This is a genomic window from Pseudomonas parafulva (assembly GCF_000800255.1).
GTDB lineage: Bacteria > Pseudomonadota > Gammaproteobacteria > Pseudomonadales > Pseudomonadaceae > Aquipseudomonas > Aquipseudomonas boreofloridensis.
In genome coordinates this window covers 4,671,351-4,685,824 of sequence record NZ_CP009747.1, presented here as the reverse complement: position 1 = coordinate 4,685,824, position 14,474 = coordinate 4,671,351, and the positions used below count along the sequence as shown (strand labels likewise).

General features: G+C 67.3%; 10 protein-coding genes. All 10 read right to left on the bottom strand.

The annotated features are described in order from the left end of the window. Positions 1-5: 5 nt before the first annotated feature. From NJ69_RS20445 to tagH, 10 genes are read right to left on the bottom strand one after another with little or no spacing between them, the layout of a single operon-like run. Positions 6-1,220, bottom strand: coding sequence for an FtsX-like permease family protein (locus NJ69_RS20445; protein ID WP_039582644.1), 1,215 nt, complete (start codon positions 1,218-1,220; stop codon positions 6-8). Beyond that, positions 1,220-1,936 (bottom strand): ABC transporter ATP-binding protein, encoded by a 717-nt coding sequence (locus tag NJ69_RS20440; protein WP_039582641.1) that lies wholly within the window; start codon positions 1,934-1,936, stop codon positions 1,220-1,222. The genes NJ69_RS20445 and NJ69_RS20440 overlap by 1 nt, the downstream gene beginning before the upstream one ends. Further along, a complete protein-coding gene (locus tag NJ69_RS20435) occupies positions 1,936-4,953 on the bottom strand; it encodes a serine/threonine-protein kinase (RefSeq protein ID WP_039583334.1) in 3,018 nt (1,005 codons plus the stop codon). The genes NJ69_RS20440 and NJ69_RS20435 overlap by 1 nt, the downstream gene beginning before the upstream one ends. Before the next feature lie 8 nt (positions 4,954-4,961). After that, the gene (locus tag NJ69_RS20430) at positions 4,962-5,681 is read right to left on the bottom strand and encodes a PP2C family protein-serine/threonine phosphatase (protein WP_039582640.1); all 720 of its coding nucleotides are present in this window, start codon (positions 5,679-5,681) and stop codon (positions 4,962-4,964) included. Continuing rightward, on the bottom strand, positions 5,678-6,340 hold the full coding sequence (tagF, locus tag NJ69_RS20425; protein ID WP_155290555.1) for a type VI secretion system-associated protein TagF: 663 nt from the start codon (positions 6,338-6,340) through the stop codon (positions 5,678-5,680). Before tagF ends, NJ69_RS20430 begins: the two co-directional genes overlap by 4 nt. Further along, a complete protein-coding gene (gene tssM, locus NJ69_RS20420; protein ID WP_039582639.1) occupies positions 6,337-9,843 on the bottom strand; it encodes a type VI secretion system membrane subunit TssM in 3,507 nt (1,168 codons plus the stop codon). Before tssM ends, tagF begins: the two co-directional genes overlap by 4 nt. Then, positions 9,840-11,147: a DotU family type VI secretion system protein gene (locus NJ69_RS20415; protein ID WP_039582637.1), complete on the bottom strand. Its 1,308-nt coding sequence runs from the start codon at positions 11,145-11,147 to the stop codon at positions 9,840-9,842. Before NJ69_RS20415 ends, tssM begins: the two co-directional genes overlap by 4 nt. Before the next feature lie 6 nt (positions 11,148-11,153). After that, positions 11,154-12,488, bottom strand: coding sequence for a type VI secretion system baseplate subunit TssK (tssK, locus tag NJ69_RS20410; RefSeq protein ID WP_039582636.1), 1,335 nt, complete (start codon positions 12,486-12,488; stop codon positions 11,154-11,156). A gap of 15 nt (positions 12,489-12,503) precedes the next feature. Next, complete coding sequence (tssJ, locus tag NJ69_RS20405) at positions 12,504-12,995, bottom strand: type VI secretion system lipoprotein TssJ (RefSeq protein WP_052192174.1); 492 nt, start codon at positions 12,993-12,995, stop codon at positions 12,504-12,506. A gap of 48 nt (positions 12,996-13,043) precedes the next feature. After that, positions 13,044-14,444, bottom strand: a complete 1,401-nt coding sequence (tagH, locus tag NJ69_RS20400) for a type VI secretion system-associated FHA domain protein TagH (RefSeq protein ID WP_039582634.1) — start codon at positions 14,442-14,444, stop codon at positions 13,044-13,046. Positions 14,445-14,474 lie beyond the last annotated feature (30 nt).

Genomic DNA, 14,474 nt, shown 5'->3' with positions numbered 1-14,474 from the left:
TTGATTTACACATCACGAATTCCTTGCGAAGCGTCGATCCGCGCCACTCGCCAGCCGCCCAGGGCGGCGGCGGCGGTGCTGGCCGAGAGCACGGCCAGCAGTGCGACGAGATAGTGCATGGGCAGCAGATGCGCGGCGTATTCACCCGGCACCTGCATGAACAAGCGGTTCAGGCCTTGCTCGGCCAGCAGGTACAACAGTGTTGCCAACAACACCGCCAACAACCCGCTGTACAAGGCCTGCAACACCACGAACAGCAACAGCGCGGCGGTGCCCAGGCCCAGCAGGCGCAGCACCGCCAGTTCGCGCTGCTTGCGCTGCACCGCCGCCACCGCACCCGCCGCCGTGGCCGCTACGGCGCCGGCCACCGCCAGGCTGGCGATGATCCAGAACACCAGGTCCAGGTTGCGGCCCAGCGACTGCACCTGGGCGATCTGCGCGGCCTGGGTCGACACCAGCAGCTTGCGCTCCGCGAAAAAGCGCCGCAGCGGCTCCACATCGTCGAGCGTGCGGGCGTAGAGGCGAAACGCTGGATAGACCCGCGCCGCAGCCGCCACCGCGTCCGGCGCTTCGCCGCTCCAGCCCAACGCAGGCACCGCGCGGCCGTCGCGGTAGTCTTCGGCTGCCTCCAGCAACGCCAGCGAGGCAAACAGGCCGTCGCGCTCGAAGGCCGCCAGCGGCAGCACCGCACGCACATGCAACGGCGTCTGCCGCCACTGCACATCGCCGCCCTGCTGGCGATTGAAACTGCCCAGCAGACGATCGCCCGCCCGCGCGCCAAGCTTTTCTGCAGCGGTGAAGCTCAGCACCACATCGCGCAGATCGGCGGGGTCCGGTGCCACCGCGCCATCGAGCAGCGGATCGCCCGCTGCGGTGGGCAGCATCTCGACCGTCACCCCGCGCCCCTGCGCCGGCAGCAACAGCTCGGCGGTGGCAGCGATCTGCCGGGTGCGCGGGATGGCGAAGGCCACGTCGGAGCGCGCTGCCAACCGCGCGATGAACTCGGCGCTAAAGCGGCCGCCGCCCAGCGCGATGATTTCGCGCACACCGGGGTCGCGTTGCAGGCGCTCGGTCAGGCTGCCGATCAAACCGAACTTCAGACCGAACAGCACCAGCAGCGGCGCAATTACCGCTACCAGCGCCAGCACCGCGCAGGCCGACAGCCGCGCGTCGGTGCGATAGTCCTGCCAGGCCAGCCTGGCGATCAGCAGCGGGCGCATCAGGCGGCCTGCTCCAGGGTGGTGGTGACGCCGCCATCGGCATCGCGGCGGCACTGCATGCGCAGCACCCGCAGCCCGGCGTTGCGCGCCAGCGTCTCGTCGTGGGTGGCGATCACGCAGGTCACCCGGTGCGCCTCGGCCTGGCGCAGCAGCAACTGCATCACCCGCTCGGCGTTGAGCGGATCGAGCGCCGCCGTCGGCTCGTCGGCCAGCAACAGCGTCGGTGCATGGACCAGGGCACGGGCACAGCTGACCCGCTGACGCTGGCCCAGGGAGAGATCTGCCGGCCGCTTGTCCAACTGATCGCTGACGTCCAGCGCCGCCGCCAGCCGCTCCACGCCACCGTCATCGGCCAGACCGAGCAACTGGCGCGGCAGGCGAATGTTGCCGCGCACATCGAGAAACCCGAGCAGGCCGCCCGCTTGCAGCACATAGCCCAGATGGCGGCTGCGCAGCGCCGCCAGGCGATCGAGCTGGCGCGCCCGCCATAACCCGGCTATGTCCTGCGCGGCACCGTCCAGTTCGAGACTGAAACGCTCGGCAGCGTCCGGCGCCAGCACCAGCGCCAGCAGGTCGAGCAAGGTGCTCTTGCCGCAGCCGCTGGGGCCGACCAGCGCCACCTGCGCACCGGCCGCCAGATGCAGCTCGCCGATCTCCAGGCTGTAGCGCTGGGCACCCTGCCCGCGCGTTTTGCGCACCCCCTGCACGTTGATCATCACGGCAGCGTCGACAGTGGGACACGGTACAAGGCGTCGCCCGGCTCGGCCTTGCCGAAACGCACCCAGTTAGCCATGTCGTTGTGGAAGGTTTCGTAGAGGCGAATCTTCGACTCCAGCTCGTCGATGAAGTCTTCCTGCTCGGCCACCGACAGCGACAGCCACAGGTCCTGGGTCATGCTCAACGACTTGCTGCGATACGGCAGGCCTTCGAGGTATTCGCCGAGCACACCGCCCTGGGCCAGGTTGGCGCCCTTGCTCAGTGCACTCGGGTCGCGGCTCATGTAGGCGCTGGCGCTGGCGATCTCGTTGAAGAAGTCGCCCGGCGAGCTGCGGGTCTTGCGCGCGGCATCGACGATCAGCTTGAGCGATTGCTGCAGGTCGTTGAGCTGCAGCTTGGTGAGCATCACGCACACTTGCAGGGTCGGCAGCGCCGGGTTGGTCAGGTCGCGGTCGGCGGTCCAGGCGCTGACCAGTTGCGGCGCCTGGCTGGCGCTGCGCCGGCCGAGGAAGTCCATGTGCATGGCGTAGCCCACCGCCTGGGTCTTGGCCGCCAGGCTGGAGCCGGCGCCCAGTATCGGCACCGGCTGCGGCTGCTGGCTGCGGACCTGATGCACCAGGTCCGCGAAGGTCGAACCAATTTCCCGCACCCGTTCGCCGAAGGCATTCACCTCACCGCCCGGCACGCCTACGTAGAGATCGCCAATGCGCGGGTTACTGTCGGCGGTGAGCACGCGGTACTGCTGCTCGGCCGAACCGTGGTTCTTGATCCCGGCGGGCGTGCGCAGGTGCAGCGCGTAGATCTTGATCTGCTTGCTCAACGCTGCCTGACGGACTTCGGCTTCGTTCATCTGCGTGCTGCTTTGCGGATCGCTCTTGCGCAGCGCGCCCGCGTCGGTGACCAACAGCACGATGCGTCCGCCATAGCCGGACCAGTCCATGCCCTCGACCGCCTGCATCACCCCGGCAAAGGCGTCCTCGTTGAACGACTGGCTGGACACCGTGGTGGCCTTCACCTGTGAAGCCGCTTTGAGGAAGCGTGCAGGATCGCGCCCTTCATCCAGGGTCACCAAGGTCTTGCTCAGGTATTCCAGGCCCGGCGTGCGCTTGATGCTGTTGCGAAAGCCCACCAGGCCGAAGCTGACGCTGTCCAGTTCGCCGCGCTCGGCCAACTGCGCCTGCAGCTCGCTGACCACCTGACGCACGCGGTCGATGTAGGGCTGCATCGACACCGAGGTGTCCACCACCAGCACGATGCCGGTACGGAAGTTGTTGTCGGCTGCGCCCGTGGCAGGCGCCTGGGACGCTTTGGCGGCCTCGCCGGACGCGCCCGCACCGGGATCGATCGAGGCGATATTGAGCAACTGCGCAGGTTGTCCGTCGGCGTCGAAGCTCTCGCGGTAGTCGAAGATCGGCATCAGGTAGAACTGGTCTTGCGGCACAGCGTTGGCGGTAGGCTCCAGCGCCAGCACCTCGGGCGCCTGGGCCGGATCGTTCTGCGCCTGGAGCAATTGCGCGCGGGCGCGGTTGCTGTCGTCGAGCAACTGCTGCACGTCGTCGGGCTGACGCATGAACATCACCGGCGCGCGGCCGGAGCGTTCGGTGAACTTGAGCACCAGGCTCTGCTTCCAGTCACTGGTCTGCTCGGCGGCGAGCCAGCCTTCACGCTGCCCGTCGCTGGCGGCACCGACCTGCACCCAGGACTGACCGTCGACGTCCTTGCGCTGGTAGACGTAGAGCACCGAGAACGCCGGCAGCGGCTCGCCCGCCTGACCTCCAGGACTGTCGGCCAGGCGCGCGCCAGGCTTGGTCAGCACGCGTTGGAACAGCGTCTTCTTGCCGGGCATGAGCAGCGGACGCTGATCGTCCGTGGCGGCTGTCGCCAGAGGCGGCGGTGTCTGGGCGTGAGACGGTGTCTGCACCCCCGGCGGTTCGACGGCAGGCTCGTCACCGCCACTGAACAGCCAGTAGCCACCGGCAGCCAACCCCAGCCCCGCCGCGATGGCCACCGCAAGCAGGGCGACCGCAGGCTTTTTCTTCGCAGCCTTGGACGGCGCAGGCGCGGGCTGGGGCTGGAGAGGTGGCGGCTTGATCGGCTCTGGGCGCGCAGCGGCCTGGGGAATGTCGATGGAGACCGGGGTCAATCCGCCCAACGCCGGCGCCGGCGCGGACACCGAGTCCGGCCCAATGCTCGCCACGGGCATGAACACCGTGCTGTCGCCCTCGGCGGGCAGACGGTCCAACGCCGCCAATAGCGCGTCGGCATCGGCGAAGCGTGCAGTAGGATCCTTGGCCAGCAAGCCGTGCAGGATGTCCTGATAACGGCCGTGCTCGATGGGCAGTTCCGGCAGCGGTTCGGTCAGGTGCGCCAGCGCCGTGGACAGCGCGTCGACACCGTTGTACGGCAGCTTGCCGACGAGGATTTCGTACAGCACCACGCCCAGCGCGTAGAGGTCGGCGCGCCCGTCGATCTCGAGCCCGCGCGCCTGCTCCGGGCTCATGTAGCTGGGCGTGCCGATGGCGAAGCCGGCCTGGGTGAACTGGGTGTGGTCATCCAGCGACTTGGCGATGCCGAAGTCCGACAGCACGGCAGTGCCGTCGGCGCGGAACAGGATGTTGGCCGGTTTCACGTCACGGTGCACCAGGCCCTGGGCATGGGCATAGCCCAGCGCCTGGGCCATCTGCCGCACGTAGACCAGCCCCTGTTCGGCGCTCAAACCCGCCGCGATGCGCTCCTTGAGCGTGCCGGCCGGCAGGTACTCCATGGCCATGTAGTACAGCTCGCCGACATTGCCGATGTCGTGGATGGTGGCGATGTTCGGATGCGCCAGGCGCGCCAGGGTGCGGCCTTCGCGCAGGAAGCGCTCGCAGAAGGTCGGATCGGCCGCCAGGCTGGCCGCCATCACCTTCAGCGCCACCTTGCGTTGCAGCGAACGCTGGGTGGCCAGGTAGACGCTGGCCATGGCGCCCTGGCCAATTTCGCCGTCGATGTCGAAACCGGGGATCTGCATGTCGATGTCGTTCTTCAATTGGCCTTCACCACCACGGCTGTGATGTTGTCGGGAGCGCCACGGGTCAGGCCGAGATGGACCAGCCCGCGCACCACCTGATAGGGGTCGGCGTGGTGCAGCACCTCGCCGATTTCGAGGTCTTCGGCGGTCTTGGTCAGGCCGTCGCTGCACAGCAGGTAGGTATCGCCGGGACGGACTTGCACCGAGAGACTCTGCAATTGGAGCTGATCCTCCACGCCGATGGCGCGGGTGACGATGTTGCCGCGTGGGTGCACGCGCGCCTCGGCCTCGCTGAGCAGGCCACTGTCCTGCAGTTCCTGGACATAACTGTGGTCATGGCTGAGGCGCTCGATGCGTCCGTCGCGCAGGCGGTACAGACGGCTGTCGCCGGCCCACAGCGCGACGCCCTGGTCGCCGCGCACGGCCAGTACCACCACCGTGCTGCCCATCATCGACACGCCCCGACGATGGGTTTCCTCACGGACCGCGCGGTTGACCCGCACCAGGGTGTCGCGCACGGCTTGGGCGCGCGCCTCGAGCGGCGCCGGCAACGGCAACTGACGCAGGCTGTCGACAGTCAGACTGGCCACGTAATCGCCCGCCGCATGACCGCCCATGCCATCGGCCACAGCCCACAGGCCATCGGCCGCCAGGTCCAGGCAGGCGTCCTCGTTGATCTTGCGCACCATGCCCACGTGGCTGTAGCTGGCGGCACTGTAATGCAGGGTCGTCATACCCCGCCTCCCTCGTCGCCCAACAGGAATGCGGCGAAGTGCTCGCTGCGCGGCAGACCCGGGTAACGCATCAGGCCCGGCGCGATGCGCTCCGAGCCGCGCCCCCACCACAGGCTCATGCCTTCGCAGGCGCACTCGGCCAGCGCGTGTGCGCGGCCCTCGGGGGTGGTCGCGACCAAGCGTTGCAGGCCACCGACGCTGGGTACGGATGCCGCGCCCTGAATGCCCGTGCTGTCGGCGCCATAAGGCTGCACGGCGCGCTCGAACGCGTCGAACGGCGCCCCCTCCTCCAGCGTGTCCAACAATGCCGCCTCGACCGCCTCGAACCAGGCATCGCTGCCGGCCACGATCGCCGCCAGCGACGTCTGCGGCCCAAGCACCTGAGCGACGGTCAGCGGGAAGTAGCGCCCGACCCGGTCGATGCTGGGCATCACGACGCCAGTCACCGCCTGAGGCCCGCACACGCCGGGCGCCAAGGCAAAGCGCCACAATGGGCTGACCAGGTAGGCCTGTAGCCACTGTTCGCCCAACTGCCGCTGACTGGCTTGAATGCCAGCGGCCAGCCACTGATCCCAGGGCTGGATGAAGGTCTGCGGCAGGTCGCGGCTGACGAAATCGCCGCGACAGGCCATTTTCCCGTAGAAACCCACGTCGTTCACAAATGCTCCGGCAGGCTGAAACCGCTGACCACTCGGCTGCGGAACGGATTGAACGCGCTGCTGGCACGCAGCTCGTAGGACACGCTGGCGCCATCGACGCGCAGGCGTAGGTTGAAGCGCTCCGGCGAACTGCCGGCACTGAGATCGGACTGATCGAGCAAGCGGAACCACGCCCACGGCCCCTCCAGTGTCATCCCCGAGCGACCGCTGGCCGCCGGGGGCGAGATCGACAGGCGCACCACGCCGATACTGTTGGGGTTCGGCCACTGCAGCGACACCGGGCGACTCGGACCGTGGTCGTAGCTGACCTGCTGACCGTCGAGGTCGAGCAGGAACTGAGTGATCGAGGCGTCCATCGCCACCGGCTTGAGCTCGAAACGCACCCCCGGTTGCAGGCCGCCGCTGGTGCGGAAGAAGGCATCGCGAATGGTCGCGGCGCGCTGGAAGGTGTTCAGCACGCCGCCACCGATGCCCAGTTTCTGCGCGGCGCCCGGCTGCCAGCTCCAGGGCGACGTGGCCGTGTTGACGTAGGGTTGCAGGTACTTGCGGAAGTAGTTGTCCATCACCCCGCCCACACCGAAGAACTGGCCGAAGTCTTCCAGGGTGGCATCGCGTGGGCTGCCGGCGCTCAGGGGATAGCGCCCGCTGAGCGACTGACGGTAGACATTGACCACCTCGCTGGTCCAGGCGGCGTTGAGCTGATTGCGCACCCCGCCCATGACGATGGCGTTGGTCGAGCCGACCACCGAACCGACCAGGTTCTGCACCAGCTTGGGCTGGCGCGCCGCGCCCAGCGACACGCGCTGCGAAGCCGCCTGCGCCTGGTTCTTGGCCTCGCCCAGCAAGGCATCGCCACTGGCGCCGACCATGGCGCTGACTTGCACGTACAGCGCGTTGAGGTCGGCCAGCAAGCCGTCGAGCGAACTCGGCTGGCCCTCGCCGCTGGCGACCAGTTCGGCCAGTTCAGCGAAGTGGGCCGTGACCGGGTCCACCTCGCGCGCCTGCGCCTCGGTGCCCGGAATCGGCGTGTCGCCCAGCAGGCCACCGAGGCGCTGACGCAACTGATCAACCCCGGCCTGCTCCACCTTGGCCTGGGCCTGGTCGAGCACGGTCGGCTGTTGCAGGTCGGTTTCCTTGGCCACCGCCTGCAGCAGCTTCTTCAGCGGCGAGGTCGGCCCGGACAATACGCGCAGCACGTCGGCAGCCTGCCCGGCGCTGGTGATGGGCACGAAATCGAGATCGGCCAGCAGCGCATCCCACTGGCGGATGTAGTCCTGGTAATAGAGCTGGCGCACGTCGTCGGCCAGGCGCTTGGCATCGCTGGCCTCGCTCAGCTCGCGACCCAGCACCCAGCGCTCCTCGGCCAGGGTTTCGGCGTGGGCGACGCTGGCGGCGAGAAACGCTTTGCGATAACCGTCGACGGTGAAGATGCCCGGCAGCGGATCGGTCAACGGCTTGCCGCTCTTGCGCTGGAACACCAGCGCCGCATCGCGACCGGCCGCGTCGCTGAGGCGAAAATCGCTGACACCGTTCGGCAGTTTCTGACGCTTGACCCGGTCATACACCCGTTGCGCCACCGGCAATTGCTGCAACTGACGGCGGGTGTCGTCGATCAGGCGCTGATCCAGTCGCGCATTGGGCGGGCGCTTGTCGAACAGCGCCGAGAGGTGCTGCTCCAGTGCCTGACGTTGTTCCGGGGCCAGATCGCGCGGCAGATGACGCTCCCAATCCAGGCTGATCCAGGCCTTGATGAAGTCGGCGTCGTAATGCTCGCTGTCGGCGAGCATGAGATAGGCCTTGAGGCCTTCGTAGAGGTAATCCGACGGGCCACCGGCATACAACTGCTCCTCGATGCGGGTAACCAGGCGCGGGGCGAAGATGGCGATCAGCAGCTTGCGGTAGACGCTATCGGACTCGCTCTCGAGCATATCGCCCTGATACAGCCCCAGGCCCTCGGCCCAACTGGGCGGATCGTTGGCCAGGCGGCGCACGGCATTGAGCAACGGCAGCACCTCGATCACTTCGCGCTGCGCCGGGCTCAGTTCCTGAACGCTCTTGCCCAGCGGTTTGAGGCGGCTGTCGACTTCGGCGATGTACTGCTGGTTGGCGCGGTAGCTCAAGGTCCACAAGGTGCCGACCACCAGCACCAGAGCCACGCTCAAGGCCAGGGCACCGCGTGCGATCCATTTGCGTCGACGCTCCACCTTGGGATCGCTGCCCACCAGCCCGCGTTCGGCGAAGGCCACGGCGGTGAACAGCTTCTCGATGAAGTAGCTGCGCCCGGTGCCGGTCTGACGCGCCAGGTGCGCACGGTCCAGGCCCATGCTCTGCGCCATGCTGCCGATCAGGCGGTCGATCGGGCTGCCTTCCTGGGTGCCGCTGGTGAAGTACACCCCGCGCAGCAGCGCCCGCTCTTCGAAGGCATTGGGTTTGAACACGCCGTCGAGGAAGCTCTTGAGGTTGCCACGCAGCGCCGCGAACTGCTGGATGAAGCCATAGACCAGATCGCGCCGCGCCGGGTCGCGTTCCTGCTGGAGGCGTTCGACCAACCGCTGGTTCAGACGCGTCTCCAGCAGGCCGAACTCTTGCTCGAACTGCGCCACCGGCCCCTCGCCCTGCTGACCCTCATCCAGCGCGAAGGTCATGCCCCACACCTGAGCACGTTCTTCCTTGCTCAGGTTGTCGAAGAACTCCATGAACCCAGGCACCAGGTCGAGCTTGGTGAGCATCAGGTAGATGGGGAAGCGCACGCCGAGTTGGGTATACAGCTCCTGGATCCGCGTGCGAATCGCCATGGCATGCGCGGCGCGTTCTGCATCGCTGCCCAGCAGCAGATCCGACAGGCTGATGGCGATGAACGCGCCATCGATGGGACGCCGTGAGCGCTGCTGCTTGAGCAGGTCGAGAAAGCCCAGCCAGGCGGCCTTGTCGACCTGGGCATGGCTGTCCTGGGTGGTATAGCGGCCAGCGGTGTCGAGCAGCACGGCCTGGTCGGTGAACCACCAGTCGCAATTGCGCGTGCCGCCAACGCCGCGGATGGCGCCTTCGCCCAGTTGCGCGGCCAGCGGGAAGTGCAGGCCGGAATTGATCAGCGCAGTGGTCTTGCCCGAGCCGGGCGGGCCGATGATCACGTACCAAGGCAGCTCATAGAGATTACGCCGCTCGTCGCCGCCCAGACGCGCCTTCTTCAGCAGCACCAGGGCTTCGTCCATACGCTGGCGCAGGGTCGCCAGTTCTTCGGCAGTGGCCAGGCTGGTAGGGTCCGGCGCCGTCTCGGCAGCCAGGCTTTCCAGCACCTTGGCCGCCTGGCGGCGGGCTTGGACGATGCGCCAGGTGCGGTAGGCGATCCACACCGCGAACAGCAGGATGATCAGGATCCAGCGCGGCGCAGGCGGGGCCAGCACATCCAGCAGCGGACCCAGGAACCAGATGATCAGGCTCAGGGCGATCAGCCCCAGCACCGGGATCACCCAGCGGATGACGAAACTGAAAAACGCCTTCACTCGACGCCCTCCGCCAGAACTGTGATTTCCACCCGACGATTCTTCGCCCGGCCTTGCGCGGTGTCGTTCGACGCCAACGGCTCGGTGTCGCTCAGCCCCTGGGCGGTGAAACGCTCGGCCTGACCGGTGCGCGCCACCAGCAGCGACTTGACCTCTTCGGCACGGGCCTGGGACAGCGCCCAGTTCGAGGGGAAGCGGATCGTGGCGATGCGTTGGTTGTCGCTGTGCCCGGTCACGCGCACATTGCCCTTGACCTTGGAGACGGCCGCGGCAATGCGCTGCAGCAGGGGCTCGAAGTCGCCCTTGATGCTGGCGCTGGCCGACGCGAACAGTTCGTCACCGCGAATGGTCACCACCGAACGGTCGACCGCATCTTCGACCGAGACCCGGCCAGCCTTGATGTCATCGGCCAGGAAACCGGCCAGACGCGGGCGCTCAACGGGCTTGGGCTGCACCACGGGACGGTCCATGGCCTGCACCGGAATTTCCCCCAGCGCGTGAATACCACGGAACACCGGCTCGGCGTCGGAGGCGAGCTTCATGCGCAGGCCGAACAACAACAGCAACAGCAACGCCAGGGCCACGGCCAGGCCGACCCATGGCGGGATGAACTGCGCCAGGCGGTCGCGGCTGACCGAGACGCCGCGCCAATGCGGCGACAGTTCGCGCTCGATCTCGCCACGGGCGCCGCGGATGGCTGCGGCGGTGCGTTCGCGCAGCGCTTCGAGCTGCGCGCGGCCCCCGTTCATGACCCGATAGCGGCCCTCGAAACCCAGGCTGGTGCACAGGTACAGCAGCTCCAGCAGGTTCAAGCGCTCACGCGGGCTCTGCAGGCAATGTTCGAGCAACTGGAAAGTCTTCTCCCCGCCCCAGGCCTCGTTGTGCACGGTGATCAGCAGGCTTTGCTTGCCCCAGTCGCTGCTGCTGCCCCACGGGGTGCTCAGCACCGCCTCGTCGAGGGCGGTGCACAGGGCGTAGCGTGCCAGCAGCACTTCGTTACGCGGCACACCGGCGGCGTCGGCACGCTCCTCGAACTGACGCAGGTAGGCCAGCAATTGTGCGCGCAGGCTGGCCGGGGCGGGATGGGCGATGGTGTTGCGCAGGCGTGTGAGTAAGGCCAGCAGCGGCCCGGCTGCCTGCTCCAGTGGATTGAGCCCGGCGCCCTGCCCAGGCGCCAGCGGTTCGGCCGGCACGCTCAACGGCGGCGGTGCGGGCTGCGCCGGTGTCGAGGGCTGCGGACCACGGCCACCGGGGCGCGGCATGAATTGGGTCCGGTCATTGCCTTGAGGATCGTCGTGCTGCATCGCGGCTTATCCTCGAATGGCCCAGAACGCCAGGCTCAACCCAGGGAACTCGCCAGCGACGTAGAAGGCGAAGCCACCGGAATGCTGCAACTGTTTCCAGTGCTCGCTGCCACGGTCGAGCTCAAAGTAAGTGGAACCGGCATGGAACGGGATCTGCCTGGGCGCCACCGGCAACGGCAACAGGCCGATGCCAGGCAATTGCAGGTTGACCAGGTCGCGGATGTGTTCCACCGAGCCGATCTTGCTCTGCTGGCCGAACCGACTGCGCAGGGTTTCGCTCGGCACATCGGCGCGCACCACCAGGATGAAGCTGGCGCTGTCCAGCAGGCTGCGGTCGGCCAGCATGCCCACGTGCACGCCATAGGCTTTCTCGACGATCGGAATGGCCACCGCCTTGCTGTCGATCAGCATCGACAGGGCTTGGCGCAGGGAAGCCATCAGCGGCTGGAACGTCGCCGCCAGATCATCGTGCTGATACGCCGGGAAGCTCTCCGGACGCCGGCCGTCCTGGGTGAAGGTGGCGAACTCGCCGGCAAGGGCGACCAGTTCGCTGAACAGCCGCTCCGGGTGCAGCGGGCTGAGCTGGCCCAGGTGCTCGACCAGCGGCTGCGCCCGGTTGACCAGTTGCAGCAGCATGAAGTCGGCGATTTCCGAGGCGCCGCCGTTGGCCGAAGCCACCACGCGCCCGGCCAGCGCTTCGCCGCGTTGATGCAGCAGACCCAGCAGTTCGCTGCGGAAATTCGCCAACGTAGCGCTCACCGCCACGTCCAGCACGGGCGGGATGTAGCTGTCATCGAGCATCAGCGCGCGGTCGGCGCGCTTCTCACGGATACGCAGCACGCCCAGCGCCGCGTAGTCGCCCAAGCCCTCGCGCTCGGACAACAGGCGCAGGGCGCGACTGCCCAGGGCCAACGGCGCGCGGTTCTCGAACGGCGCATTGTCGTCGCGCACTTCGCTGACCCGGGCGACGTAACGCGCGCCGTCCAGCGGTTCACCTTCATCGACGGTGTCGCGGGCGCCGGCGCGCTTGAGCGGCAGGCCCAGATAGATCACCGCATCGCGCAGGTCTTCGGGAATTTCCAACGGCGGCGGTGGCAGGTCGTCACGCGGGATGTCGAACGGCGTACCGTCCGGCAACAGGCCTCGGGCGCTGATGATCGCCAGCTTGCCCTGGGCCAGCAGGCCCTGGTCGATCAGCAACTCGGAGAAACCCCAGGCGGCCGTGGACAGCGGGCGACTGCGGGCATCGATGAACGTCTCCAGGTAGCGGTCGTGCTGCTGGAAGTGCTGGGTCGTGATGAACATGCCTTCCGACCAGACCACGCGATTGTTCCAGGACATGGGTTCTCCGTTTGCCTAGCGGGCAGGGACAGGTTGTGGTGTGGCCACGGTGCTGCGCACGGCGCGCACATCGAGGCTGATCTGGTAGTCGTGTGGCGGCACCGGCAGCACGCTGCGCCATTGCGCCCGATCGACCTCGCGGTAGCCGACGACCAGCCCGACCAGGCGTGTGGCCGGGTTCAACGGACGGTCGAGTTGCAACTGCCGACCGGGCTGCAGCAGCACCTCGTCCTGATCGACGAGGTCGGCCCCCAAGGTGGCCTGAGCGCGCTCGGCCAGGGCGAAATAGTCAGCGCGCTCGAAGGCGGCGGCGTTCTTCAGCTCGTAGACCCGCACCCGTACCGGCGCGGGCGTGCCGTCGGCGCCCGGATTGAGGCCAGCGGCGGCGCTGAAGTACAGGCTGACGCCGGGCGCCTCGTGGTCAGCCGACGCGGGTGCGGGCGCGTCTTTGCTGCAGGCACCGAGCAGCACCAGGGCCAGGGCCGTGATCAGTCGTGTTGCATTCATGTTCGTCCTCATGACGTCCTGTAACTCTTCCGGTCCTGAAGCACAGCCTCAGGAACGTTGCATTCTTGCGGTATGGGCTTCGTAGGCGCGGCTGAACTCGCGGCCGAACAAGTCCTGGAAATCGTCCTGCGCTTCGCGGGAAATCTGCCCGTAGAGCTGGGTGAACTGCTGCCACAGATGGGCCTGGCGCGAGCCACCGAACAGCTTGGCCAGGCCTGCCGCAGGCGCCAGCCGCGCTTCCAGTTGCCCAGGCTCGAAGCGGGTCAGCAGGTGCTTGATGGCGGCTTCGACGCCGGCCATCACTGCCAGTTGGTGGGCACGCAAATCATCGAAACTGTCGCGCACGGCCTGGTCGGCCGGCATGAACGCCTGACTGCCCTGGCGCAGCAACAGCAGCAAGGCCTCATCGGCATTGGGGGCGAACTTGAGCGGGTTGTTCTGCACGGGGGCGATGGTGGTCTGCTGCATGCGGAACTCGCCCTTGAGGCTGCTGCGCGCGCGCAGGACATCGATCAGCCCTTCGACCATCAAGCGGTAACTGCGCCCGACGGCCTCCATCTGCGCAGCCGCATCCTCGGCGTCGAAACGCAGGTGGTCGATCCCGGCACCGCGCAGGAATGCCTGTAGAAGACCCTGGTCAGCGGCAGGCGGGGCGGGCGGCGCTGCCACGACGGGCGTTGAGGGCGGCGGCTGAGGCGTCTGCGGCGGGGCGATCGGCGGCGCAGGCTCAGCCGCCAACGGGCTTTCGAAAGCCGGCATGGGCGGGATGTCTGGCGCAGCAGCGGGCAAAGGCGCAGGCGCGGGACTGTCGTCGAAGGGGTTCCAGTCCGCTGGAATGGCCCCGATACCCGGCGCTGCAGGAGGCGGCGGCGCAGGAGCAGGCGCAACGGGCGCAGGTGGCCGGAAATCGTGTTGTTGGGCCGGTACGTGGTCGGGCTGGCTGGCCGGAGGCACACTCGATGCCCCCAGGAAATCGAACAAATCTGGCAGGGTGTCGTGGCTGGACGCCCCCTGCAGCAACGCCGCAGAGGCCGGAGCGATCGGCGAGCTCGACGCTGCGACCTGATTGGCCATCAGCGCCTCGAAGCTCTGAGCGCCCGGCTGACGACTCTCGTCGACGGAAAAGCCCGAATCGATACGCGCCTGGATCTCGTAATCGCCGATCCGGATGAGTTCGCCGTCCATCAACGGTTCACTGTTGCCACGGCGAAGACGCACGCCGGCCTGAACCAACTCGATACCGTTGGTACTGCTATCCGTTATGTAGTAACGGCCCTCACGGAATTGAACTACACAATGACTAGAAGATACCAACCGCTCAGGATCAGGTAATACCCAGTCATTGTTAGGACTTCTTCCTATGCTGACGGCACCCTTTTCCACCGTGATCTCCGAGCATTGCCCTGGGGTGATCTTGTGGTAACTAGTGATAGTTAGGCAAAGTGCCATCACGCCTCCTGCATAGAATATAAACCTTGA

Excerpts from the sequence above, each read along its gene's own strand:
- NJ69_RS20445 (WP_039582644.1), bottom strand. The coding sequence starts at position 1,220 with ATGCGCCCGCTGCTGATCGCCAGGCTGGCCTGGCAGGACTATCGCACC.
- tagH (WP_039582634.1), bottom strand. The coding sequence starts at position 14,444 with ATGGCACTTTGCCTAACTATCACTAGTTACCACAAGATCACCCCAGGG.
- NJ69_RS20440 (WP_039582641.1), bottom strand. The coding sequence starts at position 1,936 with ATGATCAACGTGCAGGGGGTGCGCAAAACGCGCGGGCAGGGTGCCCAG.
- NJ69_RS20415 (WP_039582637.1), bottom strand. The coding sequence starts at position 11,147 with ATGCAGCACGACGATCCTCAAGGCAATGACCGGACCCAATTCATGCCG.
- NJ69_RS20430 (WP_039582640.1), bottom strand. The coding sequence starts at position 5,681 with ATGACGACCCTGCATTACAGTGCCGCCAGCTACAGCCACGTGGGCATG.
- tssJ (WP_052192174.1), bottom strand. The coding sequence starts at position 12,995 with ATGAATGCAACACGACTGATCACGGCCCTGGCCCTGGTGCTGCTCGGT.
- tssK (WP_039582636.1), bottom strand. The coding sequence starts at position 12,488 with ATGTCCTGGAACAATCGCGTGGTCTGGTCGGAAGGCATGTTCATCACG.